Below are 15172 nucleotides of genomic sequence, written 5' to 3'. Positions count from 1 at the left end.
CGTTTTCTGACGCCCGCAAAGAGCACGGGCGTCAGAAAACGCCGTGTCATGACGCCGACCAAAAGGGGCGAGCGCTCCGCGGAGCGAAGCGAAGCCATAAGTACAGCACCGGGCCCCGCTCCTCGTGGGAAGGAAGCGGGACCCGGCGTTTCTTCGGGGGCGGGTCAGGTCAGGAGAGCGGCGGGTACGCGTTGGTCATCAGCTGCTGGAACTGGGCTGAGAACCAGGCGCCGGAGATCGGCGCGTTCGGCAGGGCGCCGGTCTTGTTGTTGCCGTTGCGGGCGTTGCCGGTGTAGGTCGGGTCGCACATCTGGTCGAAGCCCTTGCCCTCGTTGTTCGGGATCAGGGAGCTCGAACCGTCCGACTCGCCCGGGGGCTTGACCCAGACGTAGGCGTCGATGCCGGTGGCCGGGGCGGCCTTCGGGCGCTCGCCGAGGCCGGCGCCGTCCTGGTTGCACCAGTTGCCGGCGTGGATGCGGCGGTCGATGCGCGACTGGTTGACGAAGGTGTCGACGTCGGTCGCCGTGCTCGCCTTGGTGGGCCGGTTCGCGCCGCCCCAGCCGTTGCGGGAGGTGTCGATCAGCATGCCGATGTTGGACGAGAAGCCGTCGGAGACCAGCTTGGTGCGGAACGCCTGAGCGAACGACAGTTCGTCGACGTACTGGTTCCAGTCGACCCACTTGGACTGCCGCACCGAGGTACCGTTCACCGTGGTGTTGATGTTGAAGTACGGTTCCTGCAGCGCCGAGTAGTTCGCAGTGTCGGTGATGAAGCCGGTCACGTTGTTGACGCTGCCGGAGGCCACCGCGGTCTGGTAGAGCAGGTCGGCGGTCGGGGCGAAGTTGGAGTCCCAGCCGATCCAGCCGTGGTGCGCGGCGTCCACGTAGTTGTAGACGTTGCCGATGGCGCCGAGCTTGTTCAGGGCGTACGCGACACCCTGGACGTATCCGCCGTTGGCCTTCATCGTGTCGCACATCGCGGTCGCGCCGGCCTGACCCGAGGTGTTCGTGACCAGGTTCGGGAGCGAGTCGATCTCGACGATGTTGATGATGTGCAGGTTCTTGTACTTGGCGTTGCCCTCGATCGCGGCGATCGGGTCGATGTAGTCGCTCTTGTACTTGGGCAGGTCGTTCGGGCCCAGTTCACCGTTGGACGCCAGCGCGGCGCAGTCGCGGCCGGGCAGGTCGTAGATGACGAACTGGATGTACCCGGCGCCCTGCGCGAGAGCGGCGTCGAGGTGCGCCTGGACGCCCATGCTGCCGTTCGAGCTGCTGTCGGTGGTGCCGTTGATCGCGGCGATCCGGTCGAGCCAGACCGCGGTCGGGCTGTTGGAGACGCGGCTGCCGCCGGCCTCGGCGTCGGCCTTGGCCTTCCATTCCGGGTTCACGTAGCCCTTGGCGCCGGCGTACGGGTTGTCGGCCTTGGTGCCGTTGTTCGGCGGCGTGGTCGGGCCGGTGGTCGGCGGCGTCGTGGGGGACGTCGTCGGCGGCGTGGTGGTGCCGGTGGTCGGGCCGGTCGTCGGGCCGGTGGAGCCGGTGCAGGCAACACCGTTGAGCGTGAACGTCGCCGGGTTCGTGTTGGTCCCCGAGTAGTTCCCGTTGAATCCGAAGTTGACCGATGCGCCGGAAGCGATCGCGGGCGACCAGGACGGGTTGGTCGCGGTGACGTGCTTACCCGACTGGGTGACGGTCGCGCTCCACCCCTGGGTCACCGTCTGGTTCCCGGGGAAGTCCCAGGCCACGGTCCACCCACCGGAGATCGCGTCACCGAGGTTGGTGACGTTGACGGTGCCGGTGAAGCCGGTCGACCAGGAGTTGGCGGAGTAGTCGACCCGGCAGCCGGCCGCGGCGCTCGCGCTGGTCGCGACGGCTATGCCGAGACCGGAGATGAGCGTTACGGCGGCGGCCGCGGTCAGTCCGCGGATGAGGACAGGTCTCATGTGGTGGCTCCTCGAGACATGCGGCGGCGCACGTGTGCGCCGAGGGGATCAGGCCGGTTAGCGCATCGAGGGGCATCGCTACCCGGCTTGGGGACAGCATTACATGGGAGCGCTCCCACCGCAATGACCCAGAAACGTTCGGTTAACAAGCGATCTTTAGGAGTGTCTTAACGGGGGCGTATAACAGGAGCGTGCACGTATTCGAGCTGACCGACGCGCTGTCTTCCATCTCCGGTGTCGAGGTCGCGGTCAAGCGCGGGGCGCTGCATGTGCACGTCCCGGCTCTGGGCGACACGGCGGAACTCGACCCGGGCGAGATCACCGCGGCGGAGAGCGTCTTCGTGCCGACCGGCGCCGCGGCGGTCCAGCTCGACGTGCGCCGCGGCCGCGAGATCCTGCCGCTCATCGTCACCACCGACGACCTGGTCTTCGCTCCGGCCTACGCCGACAGCATGGTCATCCCCGGCCACGACCTGCGGGTCCCGGCGATGCCCAACCTCATCGCGTACTCGGAGATGCACCGCGACGTGCGGGCGCTCGGCCGGACCCTCGATACGCCGGGCGCCGCGCTCGACCCCGACATCCTGGCCGCGACATTGCTCGCGCACCGGTGCTTCCTCGCCGGGGCGGTCCGCATGGGACTGTGGCCGATCCGGGTGGCGGCATGGTGGGAATACAGTGCGGCGCGTTCCGCGGGTGCGGTCACGCTGCCGCCGCTGCGCCGCGACCCGGCCTGGGAAGACCTGATGGCCGACGTGGCCGACGCCCGGAAGAGCTCCCTGGAGACGGCCTCCGACTGATCCGGCGGGGCCGGTGGTGGTCAAGTACGAGCTCGCCCCCACCCGGGGACGGATGGGGGCGAGGGCTGTTCATTGCACTGCGATGCTGATTACTGGCCCGAGTCGTACAGCTGCTTGATCTCGTCGGCGGACAGGGCCCGGTCGTAGAGGTGCACCTGGTCGACGGTGCCATCGAGGTAGTCGACCGGGTTGCCGCCGTACCGGCCGCGGCCGATCACCGTGTTGCCGGTCGGAGCGGCCTGCGGGAGGCAGGCGCTTGCCGTTCCGTCCAAGGCGCCGTCGACGTAGAGCCGGAGCTCCCCCTTGACCGTGTCGCGGACGCCGACCAGGTGGTACCACTGGCCCACGGCCGGCTTGAACGACGCCAGCGCGCGCACGCCGGCGAAGCTCATCGCGAACTTCTGGTCGGCCCCCGAGTACTGCAGGAAGAAGTCGCTGTTCGACGGGCCGTCCTGGCTCACCACGGTCTGGAAGGCACCGTCGGCCTTGTCGAGCTTGACCCACGCCGCGGCCGAGTAGTCGGAGCCCGTGTTGAGGACCGGCTTGCCCGCGTCGAGGTACTGCGACGTGCCGTTGAAGGCGACACCCTGCCCGTTGTGCCCGGCGACGAACGACGGGTCGCCGGCCGGAGTCAACGTGCCGTACGAGCCGTCCAGGGGCCAGAACGCGACGCCCGTGAGGCCCGGCGTGCCGGGCGGCGGAGTGGGCACGCTGGAACCCGAACCGTCCGCCTGCTTGATGATCTTCTGATTGATGGTGCGGACCTGCCGCAGGTCCATCTTGGTGACCGTACGGTCGTACGTGAAGAACCCGTTGAGCTCGCCCTCCACGTCGGACAGCTGGGTGTAGATGGCCCCGCTGATCCCGCAGTACTGGGCCGAGGTGAGCACGTCCTGCTGGTTGGCGACGTACTTCGCGGTCAGCGTGGCCGAGTCGGGCTCCATCTCGTAGGCCTGCCCGTCGCCGAACCACATGTGGTTGGAGGTCTTGAGGCCGAACCCGCCGTGCTCGCCGTCGATCGCCACCCGGTTGCCGGACGGCGCCGGTGAGGCCGGGCCCAGGTACTGGTGGAAGTCGATCACGTCGCCCTTACCGGAGTCGCCGTGCGAGTTGCAGCAGTTGACTCCGCTCATCGGGTCGACCAGCCGGGTCGGGTCCTGCGCCTTGACGTCGTCGGCGATGCGGCCGGTGTCGTCCCTGCTCCACTCGCCCCAGCCCTCGTTGAAGGGGATCCAGGCGACGATCGACGTCCACGACTTGTGGGTGTCGACCAACGCGCGAAGTTCGGATTCGAACTGGGCCCGCCACTCGGCCGGGACCGGACCGGTGTTGGACGACGGCATGTCCTGCCACACCATCAGGCCCAGCTTGTCGGCCCAGTAGTACCAGCGGTCGGGTTCGACCTTGATGTGTTTGCGGACGGCGTTGAAGCCCATCGTCTTGTCCTGCTCGAGGTCCCACTTGAGGGCGGCGTCGGTGGGAGCCGTGTAGAGGCCGTCGGGCCAGAAGCCCTGGTCGAGGTTGGCCATGTTGAACGTGATCTTGCCGTTCAGCGTGATCCGGAGTTTGCCGTCGGCGCCCTTGGCCGTGCCTACTTCGCGCATCCCGAAGTAGGACCCGACTTGATCACCGGAGGAGAGCTTGACCGTCAGATCGTACAAATACGGGTTGTCCGGCGACCACAGCCGGGCGTGTTTCATCGGCAGCGACAACACCGTGTCGGCCGGGCCGGTTACCGAGCCGCCGCCAGGCACGGAGGCTCGCACGCTCAACCCCGTACCGGAAACGGTGTTGACCTTGATCTTCAGGACGCCCTGCGTGACCGAAGGGGTCAGCGTGAGCGAAGCGATGTGCGCGGCCGGCACCGGCTCCATCCAGACCGTGCGCCAGATGCCTGAGCTGCCCTGATAGAAGATGCCGTGGTCGGAGGTGCGGCGCTGCTTGCCGATCGGCTGGCCGGTCGCGTCGGTCAGGTCCTCGGCCCAGACGATCAGTTCCTGCGGGCCGGTGCCCTTCAGCGCGTCGGTCACGTCGACGTCGAAGCCGTCGTAGCCGCCGCGGTGGGTGGCGACCTGGGTGCCGTTGACATAGATCTTGGCGTCGTAGTCGACGGCGCCGAAGTGCAGTTCGAGCCGGTTGCCGGAGCCGACCTTCCACCCCGCGGGGACGGTGAAGGTGCGGCGGTACCACATGCGGTCCTCGTGGCGCTGGATGCCGGAGAGGGCCGACTCGATCGGATAGGGCACCAGCACGCGCTCGCCCAGGCTCTGCCCGGCCGGCACGGCCTGGCCCTTGTCGGCGGCGAACTCCCAGACACCGTTGAGGTTCTGCCACTTCGAGCGGGTCATCTGGGGGCGAGGATATTCGGGCAGGGCGTTGGTGGGGCCGACCTGGGAGGTCCAGCGGGTGGCCAGCGGCGGGATGCCGGCGTGCCAGGTGGGTGGCGCGGCCGCGCCGGGCACACCCAGGAGCGCGGCGACGAGCAAGAGGACGGGAGATTTCATGCTTGATGTTCCCTTCCGCGAGAAAGAAGGCAACACAATCCAACAATTTTACTCAGGTTCCGTCAAGGTTCGATCGGCATCAATGCACGGGTAGGTTCGTGCAAACCGAACCCTCAACCCCTTGACAGCGGTGCCGATTTCTTGGGCCATGACCCAGACGACTCTCGAAGATGCGCAGGAAGCGCTGCTCGCTGAACTCGTCTCGTTCATGACCCGCGACACCCCGTCCATGCAGCACGTCCTCGAACTCGCCGAACCCCACCTGCGGGCCGCCGGCGGGCTCACCGCCGCCACCGTCTTCGAACTCGACTCCGAGACCGGCCTCATGAACGCGTGCGCCCAGGTCGGCCCGGCCGGCCGCCGCGACCTGCTCACCGCGGGCAAGGTCTTCCGCATGGCGGCCGGTGCGCCACCGCTGATCAGCGGCGAGCAGATGGCCGTACGCCTGCGAATCGGCGGGCAGACCGTCGGCGTCCTCCTGCTCACCGGCAGCGTTCTGGACGCCCTGCGCCCGGAGGTGCTGGCCGAGATCGCGCTGCACTTCGCCAGCACGCTGCAGGGGCTGACGGCCGAGAAGCAGCGGCAGTTCGTGTCGCACACCTCGACGATCATCCGCCGCCTGTTCGAGGGCGGCATGGCCGCGACCAGCATCGAGGCGGCCGGCCGGGTCCTCGCCGCCTCGACCGCCGAGGCGTTCCGCACCGAGTTCGCCGCGCTCTACCTGGTCGACGGGGACGGGCGGATCCGGTACGTGCACAGCGCCGGCCTCCCGTCGGAGATCGAGACCCTGGTCGGCCAGCCGGCGGCCGGCTCCCCGATCTGGCGCGGCATCGCCGCCGACCGCCGGCCGGCCCTGGTCGGCGACGCGTCGACCGCCCAGGTACGGCCGGGCGGGCTCGTGCAGAGCGTCGGCCTGCGCTGCTATCTCGCGCTGCCGCTGCTCTCCAACCAGGGCGCGGTCGGCATGATCCTGTGCGGCGACACCAGCGGCACCCGGGACTGGACCAGCCGCGACCGCATCCTGGCCGAACAGCTCTCGGTCGAGGGCGCCCTGATCGTCGACAGCGCCGAGATGCGGCAGGCCGCCCAGGCCCACGTGGCCCAGCTCAGTCACCAGGCGTACCACGACTCCCTCACCGGGCTGCCCAACCGCTCCCGGCTGCACGGGCGGGCGTCCGAGGCGGTGCAACAGGCCGCGGTCACCGGCACCCGGGCGGCCGTGATGCTGCTCGACCTCAACGGCTTCAAGGAGGTCAACGACACCGCCGGGCACCAGGCCGGCGACGTGCTGCTGCAGCAGGTGTCCAAGCGGCTGCTCTCCTCGGTGCGGGACAACGACGTGGTCGCCCGGCTGGGCGGCGACGAGTTCGCGATCCTGCTGACCTGCGACCCGGATGCCGCCGCGGCCGAGCACGTGGCCGAGCGGATCGTCGACAAGCTGCGGTCGCCGTTCGAGATCGACGGCGTCCAGGTGCAGATCGGCGGGAGCGTCGGGATCGCGCTGTTCCCGGACGACGCCACCGAGTACGACGCCCTGATCAAGGTCGCGGACGCCGCGATGTACGAGGCGAAACGGGACACCAAGGCGTCCGGCGGCGGATATCGCCGGGCCGGTCAGGCCGCCTGAGCCGGTAACGTTCGGCCGACAGCCGGACATGGAAGGGTCATGAGCTCCGAGGAACGCTTCCGGCGCGTGTACGCCGACAACTTCGAGGCGGTGCTGGCGTACGCGACGCGGCGGGTCCCGCAGCCCGCCGACGCGGCCGACGTCGTCGCCGAGACGTTCCTGGTCGCCTGGCGGCGATTCAAGGAAATGCCGCCGGGCGACGAGGCCCGGCTCTGGCTGTACGGCGTGGCCCGTCGCGTGCTGGCCAACCACCACCGCGGCGACGCCCGCCGGGAGCGGCTCCGCCAGCGCCTGCTCTCGTTCGCCGAGTCCTCCCCCGACCTCGACCTGCCCTCGCGGCTCGCCGTCCGGGACGCGCTCGGCATGCTCGGCGAGCCCGACCGCGAACTGCTGATGCTCACCGCCTGGGAAGGGCTGGAGCCGCGGGAGGTGGCGGCGGTGCTCCGGATCAGCCCGTCCGCCGTCCGCACGCGGTTGTCCCGGGCGCGCACCCGGCTGCGCAATCTCCTCGGTCACGCTTCCGACGCGGCCGGACATGAACGTGACGTGCTGACCATAGGCCTCCCCGAGGAGGGCAAATGACCGACGACATGCTGCGCGAAGCCGACCCCTACCGGCCCGAGGTGATGCAACACCTCGACGGCGCCGACCAAGACCTCCTGGACGACATCGTCGCCGAGCGGCGGCCGTCCCGCCTGCGACGCTTCGCCGGACCGATCGCCGCGGCGGCCGCCGTGACGGCCGTCGTCACGGTCGCCACGCTGCAGAGCCGGCCGGGAAATTCACCCGTCGCGGAGCCGGCCGCCTCCGCCTCCGCGTCCCCGGCGATCGCCCTGAAGGCGGTCGAGGACAGCCCGCGGATGCTCATCCAGGAACCGGGCTGGAAGGCCACCACCGTCTACGGGTTCGCCGGGCAGAGCGGGACGATCAGGTTCGCCGACGGCGACCGCGAGCTGGAATTCGACTGGTACCCCGCGTCCGCGTACGACTCCTACTACCAGGACCGGCTCGACGTCAGCCCGCCGGTGGCGGTCACGGTGGACGGCATGGCCGGCAACCGGTTCACGTACAGCCCGTCCGACTTCGCGGTCATGCTCAAACCGCGCAACGGCCTGTTCGTCGAGATGCGCACCGGGCCGACCGGCTGGACCCCGGAAAGTTTCGCCGCGACGCTGACGCACATCAGGCAGGTCGACGCCCGGACGTTCCTCGCCGCGATGCCGCCGGAGATCGTCACCCCGGAGCGGGCCGGGTCGGCGGCCGACAAGGTGCTGGTCGACATCCCGCTGCCGCCCGGCTTCACCAAGGCGGCACTGCAGGACCTGGGCGCCAACGACCCCTACCAGTTCGGGGCCGAGGTGACCAAGGTGGTCGGTTGCGGCTGGATCGCCGACTGGAAACGCGCCCGCGCGGCCGGCAACGAGGTCGAGGTGAAGCGGGCGCAGAACGCCATGGAGAGCAGCCACCACTGGCAGGTGCTCAACCAGATGAACGCGGCCGGCGAATGGCCCGAATCGTTCTGGGAGATCGCCGACAGCATGGCCGAAGGTCGGTTGGTCAGTGGATCCGAGGAGTCGCTGGAATGCTGATCCGGGTGGCCTCTTCCTCCTCTGCGGCCACCTCGCCCCACCGCGACAGGCCATCCGGCCCGCCCCGGTCTGGCGTAGGTGTTCGAGCTCCTGGACGGCCACCCACCAGAGGCCCAGGAGGGTGAAGTTGATGATCTTTCAGGTAGCGCCGTCGGCGAGCTGCGAAACCCGGTCACGCAGCCGGTCCACCCGCTCGGGACGGCCGGCGATCCGCGTGACGTCGTCGCGCAGACCGTCCAACCAGGCCCGCAGGTCGGCGATGACGTACAGCTCCGGGCCGAGGTCGTTGGGCCACTCGACCGGCTCGGCACGATCCGGCGCCGGACGGTCGACGAAACCCCGGTCCCGGGCCAGCAGCCCCTCCGACGCCCGCTCGAAACGGCGGGCCACATCCCACGCGGTCGCGGTCAACGGCCCCACGCTCGGCAGCAGGCCGCCGGCCGGGCACGACCGGATCAGCACTTCGGCCCCGCGTACGGCATGATGCCCGGCCACGAGAGTGGCCTGCCAATCGATGGTCGACGCATCGTGCCGTTCGCTCTGATAGAGCGCGTAGGAAGCGTCGGCGAGCATGCCCGCCGCCCGGGCCTCGGGCAGCGCGGTGCCCGGCCGCTCGCCGTCGGCCATCACCGACACCGTCTCGCGGATCACCCGCGAGGCGGCGCCGATGAAGTTGCCGACCGCCCGGTGCAACTCGCCGCCCCCGCCCCGCGGCCAGGCGAACAGGCCGATCAGCACCGCCGCGCCGGCCCCGACCAGCACGTCGAGCACGCGCGCCTCGGCCAGCCGCCAGTCGACCGGCGTCACCTGAGCGAACACCAGCGTGATGACCAGCGTGAACAGTGCCTGCGACCAGCCGAACCCGAGCAGCGGCCCGGCCGCGAACCCGATGAACATCACGAACGGCAGGATGATCGCGTAGACGGTCGGGTCGACGCCCACGACCAGCAGCACCGCCGCCACGACCGAACCGGCCACGGTGCCGACCAGCGCCGGCTTGAGCGCCGACCGCGTCTCGGCGGCGCTGGTGCGCAGCACGGTCAAAATCGTCAGCAGCACCCAGAACCCGTGCGACAGGTCGAAGACCCCGGCCAGCATCCGGGCCGCCGCCAAGGCGACGGCCAGACGCAGGGCGCCCTGGAAATAGACCGAGCGCGGGGTGAGATTTTCCCGCAGGCGGTGCCACCAGAGGTTCGGAACCTTCCGGTACGCGAACCAGAACTGGCCCGGCTGCGCGGCCGGCGGCGTCGGGTCCGGGTGATCGGGCAGCAGCCCCGCCGCCACCCGGATCACGAAAATCAGCGACTTCGTCCACTCGCCGAGCGCCAACGCCATCGACCCCAGCCGCAACCGCTCCGGCGGCAGCCCGTTCGGGTCGGTGTTCATGCGGGCGATGCGAAACTCGTTGAGCGCGCCCGAGATGCGCCCGGTGTCGGGCACCGGCCCGGTGCCGTGCAGCCAGGCCGCGGCCGCCTCGACACAGCCGGCGGTCTCCCGCAGCAGCTTCGTCGCGGCGGGCAGCGTGATCGCGTCCTCCACCTCGGTGAAGTAGAGGTCGACGGCCCGCCCCAGCATCAGCCGCGAAGTGCCGGCGGCCGAACTGAGCGCCCGGTCCCGCCGCCCGGCCGAAGCGGGCCGCTGCGTCGGAGGAAGCCGCGAGGGCCGCAGCGCGTCGGCCGCGTCGGTAGCCTCCGGCAGCAGCGCGGCCAGCCGGTCCCGGCCGGTCGGGTCACCGCCCCAGCTGTCGGCCAGCGCGAACAGGCAGGCACCGAGCCCGCCGACCGCATCGCCGAGCCGCTTCCGGTAGGGCACCGGCGCGGGATCCGGCCAGAGCAGAACCTCGGCCGCGGCCAGGAGCAACACGGCCATGGTGAGGCCCGCCAGCCGAGAGGGCAGCGAGCCCGGATCGTACGGCGGGAAGCAGGGCAGAATGTAGAGCAGTTGCATGCCGGCGGCCAGCCCGACCAGCCGGGGGCCGCCCACACCGACGAAGCTGACGGCAAAGCCGAGCAGGAACATGCCGCCGGCGGCCGCCCAGTTGGTCACCGACAGCACGGTGCCGAGCGTGACCAGGGCCCAGCCCACCGGCAGCACGGCAAGCAGGGTGCGGGCCCGCTGCCGCGGACTGCCGGGAATCTGCGACAGGGCACCGAGCGCGACGGCGCCGAACAGCGCGTACGGCGCCATCGCGGGCCGGCCGAGCACGTACCGGCAGATGTAGAACCCAAGACACGCCACGATCATGATGCGACCTGCCCGCCGCACCGCCACCAGCTGCGGATCCTTGCCCCGCACCCACCCCACCAGAGACCTCACGGCCAGGAATCTTTCCACCCCGAGGGCTCGCGAGCCATCGCCTCGCCGCCTCTGGTTCCACGGTTCGCGCGGTTGGCCGGAGGTTGCGGCGGCCATGATGATGCCCCGCCTGGGTGAAGCCTGTTCGAGCTGCCCCTCGATACGATGGGCAACGTGGCCAGGCCGCCGGCGAGCAGCGACGAGCTCACCGTGCTGGCCGTCCTTCTCGGCTCCGACCGCCCGCTGGACGGCGCCGACATCGCCGCGACCGCCGGTCGGGGCCTCGCCGCGGTTTATCCGCCTCTGATCGGGCTGGAACAGCGTGGCTGGATCCGCAGCCAGTGGGACAGTGCCGTACGCCCCGACGGCCCGCGACGCCGGACGTACCGCGCGGATGTGGAGCAACTGGCCGCCGTCCACGTGCAGGTCGCGCCGATCCGGCCCGCACCCGTCCAGGCGCCGCGGCGGCGCCCCTGGTACCTCCCGGGCTGGGCGTGATGGCCGGCGTACTGGTCACCCTCCTGACCGCCGGCGGCGGGTTCGTCCTCTCGCTGATCACCAACGAACTCGGCGAGCTGGCACCGTCGATCGCGCGGCGGATCGTGCGGGTGGCGGCCCGGCGGATCGGCGATCCGCAGGCGCGGGAACGGTACGCCGAGGAGTGGGCGGCGCTGATCGAGCGGTGCCCGGGAAAGCTGACCAAGGTGTTGAGCGCCTTATGGCTGCTGGGTGGCGCTCGCCGTACGAGCCTCGCCCTGTCCGGTGCCACGCGCCGGCGTCGCCGTCCGCACCGCTGGGACGATCTGGTGTGGTGGTTGCAGGACCAGACCCACCGGCTGTCCGGCATGCGGGGCGTGCCCCCACGCGACACTGAGTGGGGATCAACCGGCGGGCAGTTCGACGACGCCGTCAAGAATGTCCTCGGCACCATGTCTCACTCCGCTCCTACCATCAGCGTGCGGATCGACACGGTGCCTTCCCGCACCGTGTTGCACAGCTATCGGTGGTTCAGCCGTCAGATCCTGGTCCTGAACGTAGGTTTCCTGAAAATGCACGCCGGGAATCGATCTGCCGGTGATGCGTTCCTCGCCCATGAACTCGAACACCTTCGCAGCCCGCTGGCCCATCGGAAGCTCCTGCATCCGGGCTTCTGGACGCTGTCGCTCGCCGCGATGACCTGCGCGGCTATCGCCGGCACCGGGTTCTCGATCGTGCTGGTAGCGGCTCTGATCGCTGCCACGGTCGTGACCCTGTTGGCGGTGTGGCGGCGGCTCCTCACGGTCGAGGTACTGCGCGCTGACGACGTCGTACGGCTCGCGTTCCCGGACGAAGCGGCCAAGGCCGCCGTGGACGTCGCGGGACCGGGCTATCGGCGCCGCCTGCGCGCCGCCACGCTCACCGGCCACGGCAGCATCCGTGCCCGTGCCGGGCTGACCGTCGGTGCTGTTGCGGCGGCCTGGACTGCCGTGCTGCCGCTTCCGGCCGTGGCGGTGCTGCACGCGGGCCCGACCCGCCAGGCGCTCATCAGCGCCGGTATGGCCGTCGTCTGGGCGGCAATGCTCGGCGGGGTGGCGGCGGCGCAGATCCGCTGCGAGCGTCGCCGCGCCCGCACCGAGGACGGCGCTACAGCCGCATTGGTGGAGACGTAGCCGGACCCACCTGCTCTGATCTTGGCCGATCAGAGTATTGCCCCGGCTGGAGCCGGTCACGACACTGTCGCGGTGCTCGATCACTCACCAGGCAGTTCGCCCGGTCCGTTTTTCCCAGGTCCGGGGGCACAGCCTGGCTATGCCGCGCCCCCGCCGCCCCCGAAGCCCTCCCGGGCCGGGCTGATCGTGAGCGTGGTGACCGGAATCGTCGCGCTCTTGTGCCTCGGTGCCGGTACGACGACGTTCTTCGTGGTCAACCACCTCAGCGAACCGCAGCCCAGCACCGGGCGGCCGGTCGCCCTGCCCACCGCCGACCCGGCCGAGACCCCGGCCGACGCTCCGACCGACCCGGCGACCGAGCCCTCGGACAGCGACGTCGTGCACACCGGCGACCTCAAGGGCTTCATGATGGGGGCGCCGGAGGGTGCCCGTAAGTGGCCGGGCGTCAAGGCCGCCGAGACCCTCACCGATACGACCGCGGCCGCCGAACTCGCCGGCCTCGGCATGGGCGCCCCGGGCGATCTCGGCGAGTTCAACCTGGATGATGTCGACTTCACGGACGGGTACGTCCGGCGGTGGATCGACAAGCACGGCGCCTACGTCACTATCCGGATCTACCGGTTCGACCACCCCGGTGGCGGCGTGAAATTCGCGACCACAAAGGCCGGCGCCACCGACGGCGGCATCTGGGGCAGCGCCCGGCGAAACATCAAAGGCGACCGGAACGCAGCCAGCTTCGTGCAACCGAAAATCAAGAACGGCCTCCAACAGGTGCTGGTGATCGGCGCCTCCTCCGACATCGCGATCCTGGTGACCACCAAGCAACGGCCGCCCGCCGCCACCACCACCACCACCACCGTCGCCAAGTCCGTGTACAGCACCGAGCGCCAGAAGCTCTGACCTTTCGGTCGACGGGACGACCGCGCTTCAACAGTCATCATGACAACAACCTTGGTTCAGTCGTCCCGCAGTCGTCGGCAACGAGCACATGGCGAACGCCGAACGGTACGGTGGCAATCTTTCGAGTGGTTCTGCTCGTAATCCGGCAAGCACTCTCATCGGTAAGAGCGCGCGCCCGGACCCTAGCGACACGTACGACACGTCACGACCGCGCCGGTCGCCGCGCGTCATCCGCGGCAGATCGGTAACGCCCTACGGGTAAACCAGGAGGCGTTCCGGGAGACCGATTACTATGATTCGCGCATGACTCAGGCTGATCATCAGAGCGAGAACGTACGTCAACTCCGGCTGCTTGAAGCCAAGCTGATAGCCGCGACCCGGGCCCTTGACGTTATTACGATCGCTCAGCACGCGTCTTCTTCGGAGGTCGCTGTCGCCCAGGTCGTAGAGGCCTTCTCGCTGAGTGAAGAGCAGGCGGTGGTGATTTTGGACTCGCAGTTCCGGGATACCACGTTGGCGGCGCGCGAACAAATCGAGGAAAAAATTCGAGCGCTAAAGGGTTCCAGTAATACCCAGCGGAATTGATGTTGCATTGATGACTACGCAAGGTCGCGGTGTATTAGCCCGCCGAATCCGGCCGGTCGATGTCCGTAAGCGTCGTGGTCATTTGTCGGCGCCTGTGACGAGACGGATTGGGATCAGACGAAGGCGCTCTGGCCCGTGATGGCCCGGCCGACGATCAGGGTGTTGATTTCGCGGGTGCCCTCGTAGGAGTAGAGGGCCTCGGCGTCGGCCACGAAGCGGCCGATGTCGTAGTCGAGGACGATGCCGTTGCCGGCCAGCAGTTCGCGCGCCCAGCCGACCACCTCGCGCATGCGGGTCGTGCAGTACGCCTTGGCAAGCGCCGAGTGCTCGTCCCGGTAGCGGCCCGCGTCCTGCAGCTGGGCGAGGCGCACGCACATGCCGAGCGAGGCGGTCAGGTTGCCGACCATACGGACGAGCAGGTCCTGTACCAGCTGGAACGCGCCGATCGGCTTGCCGAACTGGGTTCGCGAAGAGGCGTACTCCTGCGCGATCTCGAACGCGGCGAGCATGACTCCGACCGCCTCCCAGGCCACGCCGCTCCTCGTCTGGCGGAGCACCTTGGCGGTGTCCTTGAAGGAGTTGGCGTTCTGCAGGCGGTCCTCCTCGGGCACCCGGACGTCGCGCAGGGCGATGTCGGCGTTCTGGACGATGCGCAGGGCGATCTTGTTCTCGATCTTCGTGGCGGTGAAGCCGGGGGCGGAAGACGGGACCACGAAGCCTTTCACCTGGTTGTCGGCCACGTCGCGGGCCCAGACCACGATCAGGTCGGCGAAGGTGGCGTTGCCGATCCAGCGCTTCTCGCCGTTCAGGATCCACGTGCCGTCGGCGAAACGGGCCGTTGTGCGCAGGCCCGCCGCCACGTCCGAGCCGCCGGTCGGCTCGGTCAGTGCGAATGCCCCGATCTTGTCGAAGGAGGCCATCGAGGGCAGCCACCGCTCCTGCTGCGAGGGCGAGCCGCATGTGCGGATGCTGCCCATCGCCAGGCCGGAGTGGACGCCGTAGAACGTGGCCATCGACGCGTCGGCGTGCGCCATCTCCAGGGCCAGCCAGCCGTTGAGCAGCGACGAGTGCACCTTGCCGGCGATCTCCAGGTCTGCATAGCGCTTCACCAGGTGCGAGGGGAAGGCGGCACGCGCCCAGTGATCGTTCGCGATCGGGACGACCTCGGCTGCGAGGAACTCACGCACCTTCGACACCAGGGCGGCTTCCGAGGAAGACAGCAGGTCCTGGAAGTTGTACAGATCACCTACGAGCAGCTCGGTCATATATCGCACGTACCCCTCC

At 69.4% G+C, this 15172-nt stretch carries 12 protein-coding genes; 8 read left to right on the top strand and 4 right to left on the bottom strand.

Translation table 11 applies throughout. The features are described from left to right. Window positions 1–169 precede the first annotated feature (169 nt). Window positions 170–1939 (bottom strand): glycoside hydrolase family 6 protein, encoded by a 1770-nt coding sequence (locus ACIA5C_RS12725; RefSeq protein ID WP_396053812.1) that lies wholly within the window; start codon window positions 1937–1939, stop codon window positions 170–172. Window positions 1940–2130: 191 nt separating this feature from the next. Here ACIA5C_RS12725 and ACIA5C_RS12720 point away from each other — a divergent pair, with 191 nt between their 5' ends. After that, window positions 2131–2739, top strand: coding sequence for a hypothetical protein (locus tag ACIA5C_RS12720; protein ID WP_396053810.1), 609 nt, complete (start codon window positions 2131–2133; stop codon window positions 2737–2739). A gap of 89 nt (window positions 2740–2828) precedes the next feature. Here ACIA5C_RS12720 and ACIA5C_RS12715 read toward each other — a convergent pair whose 3' ends face one another. Next, on the bottom strand, window positions 2829–5243 hold the full coding sequence (locus ACIA5C_RS12715; protein WP_396053808.1) for a LamG-like jellyroll fold domain-containing protein: 2415 nt from the start codon (window positions 5241–5243) through the stop codon (window positions 2829–2831). A gap of 148 nt (window positions 5244–5391) precedes the next feature. Between ACIA5C_RS12715 and ACIA5C_RS12710 the strand changes: the two genes are divergently transcribed. The 3 genes from ACIA5C_RS12710 to ACIA5C_RS12700 are packed head-to-tail and all read left to right on the top strand — an operon-like array spanning window position 5392 to window position 8459. Beyond that, window positions 5392–6870 (top strand): diguanylate cyclase domain-containing protein, encoded by a 1479-nt coding sequence (locus ACIA5C_RS12710; RefSeq protein ID WP_396053806.1) that lies wholly within the window; start codon window positions 5392–5394, stop codon window positions 6868–6870. A 39-nt stretch (window positions 6871–6909) separates the two neighbouring features. Then, entirely contained in the window at window positions 6910–7452 is a 543-nt protein-coding gene (locus ACIA5C_RS12705) for an RNA polymerase sigma factor (RefSeq protein ID WP_396053804.1), read from the top strand. After that, entirely contained in the window at window positions 7449–8459 is a 1011-nt protein-coding gene (locus tag ACIA5C_RS12700) for a hypothetical protein (RefSeq protein WP_396053802.1), read from the top strand. Before ACIA5C_RS12705 ends, ACIA5C_RS12700 begins: the two co-directional genes overlap by 4 nt. A 138-nt stretch (window positions 8460–8597) precedes the next feature. Here the strand turns inward: ACIA5C_RS12700 and ACIA5C_RS12695 are convergent, their stop codons facing one another. Continuing rightward, window positions 8598–10775, bottom strand: coding sequence for an FUSC family protein (locus ACIA5C_RS12695; RefSeq protein WP_396053800.1), 2178 nt, complete (start codon window positions 10773–10775; stop codon window positions 8598–8600). A gap of 153 nt (window positions 10776–10928) precedes the next feature. Here ACIA5C_RS12695 and ACIA5C_RS12690 point away from each other — a divergent pair, with 153 nt between their 5' ends. From ACIA5C_RS12690 to ACIA5C_RS12675, 4 genes are all read left to right on the top strand, one after another. Then, a complete protein-coding gene (locus ACIA5C_RS12690) occupies window positions 10929–11252 on the top strand; it encodes a hypothetical protein (protein ID WP_396053798.1) in 324 nt (107 codons plus the stop codon). After that, on the top strand, window positions 11252–12403 hold the full coding sequence (locus ACIA5C_RS12685) for a hypothetical protein (RefSeq protein WP_396053796.1): 1152 nt from the start codon (window positions 11252–11254) through the stop codon (window positions 12401–12403). The genes ACIA5C_RS12690 and ACIA5C_RS12685 overlap by 1 nt, the downstream gene beginning before the upstream one ends. A 195-nt stretch (window positions 12404–12598) precedes the next feature. After that, complete coding sequence (locus tag ACIA5C_RS12680; protein WP_396053794.1) at window positions 12599–13303, top strand: hypothetical protein; 705 nt, start codon at window positions 12599–12601, stop codon at window positions 13301–13303. Between the two features lie 303 nt (window positions 13304–13606). Next, on the top strand, window positions 13607–13888 hold the full coding sequence (locus ACIA5C_RS12675; RefSeq protein ID WP_396053792.1) for a hypothetical protein: 282 nt from the start codon (window positions 13607–13609) through the stop codon (window positions 13886–13888). 113 nt (window positions 13889–14001) lie between these two features. Here ACIA5C_RS12675 and ACIA5C_RS12670 read toward each other — a convergent pair whose 3' ends face one another. After that, window positions 14002–15153: an acyl-CoA dehydrogenase family protein gene (locus tag ACIA5C_RS12670; RefSeq protein ID WP_396053790.1), complete on the bottom strand. Its 1152-nt coding sequence runs from the start codon at window positions 15151–15153 to the stop codon at window positions 14002–14004. Between the last annotated feature and the right edge of the window lie 19 nt (window positions 15154–15172).

Source organism: Actinoplanes sp. NPDC051343, from assembly GCF_044455125.1.
Taxonomy (GTDB): Bacteria; Actinomycetota; Actinomycetes; order Mycobacteriales; family Micromonosporaceae; genus Actinoplanes.
This window is presented reverse-complemented; position numbering and strand designations above follow the sequence as displayed.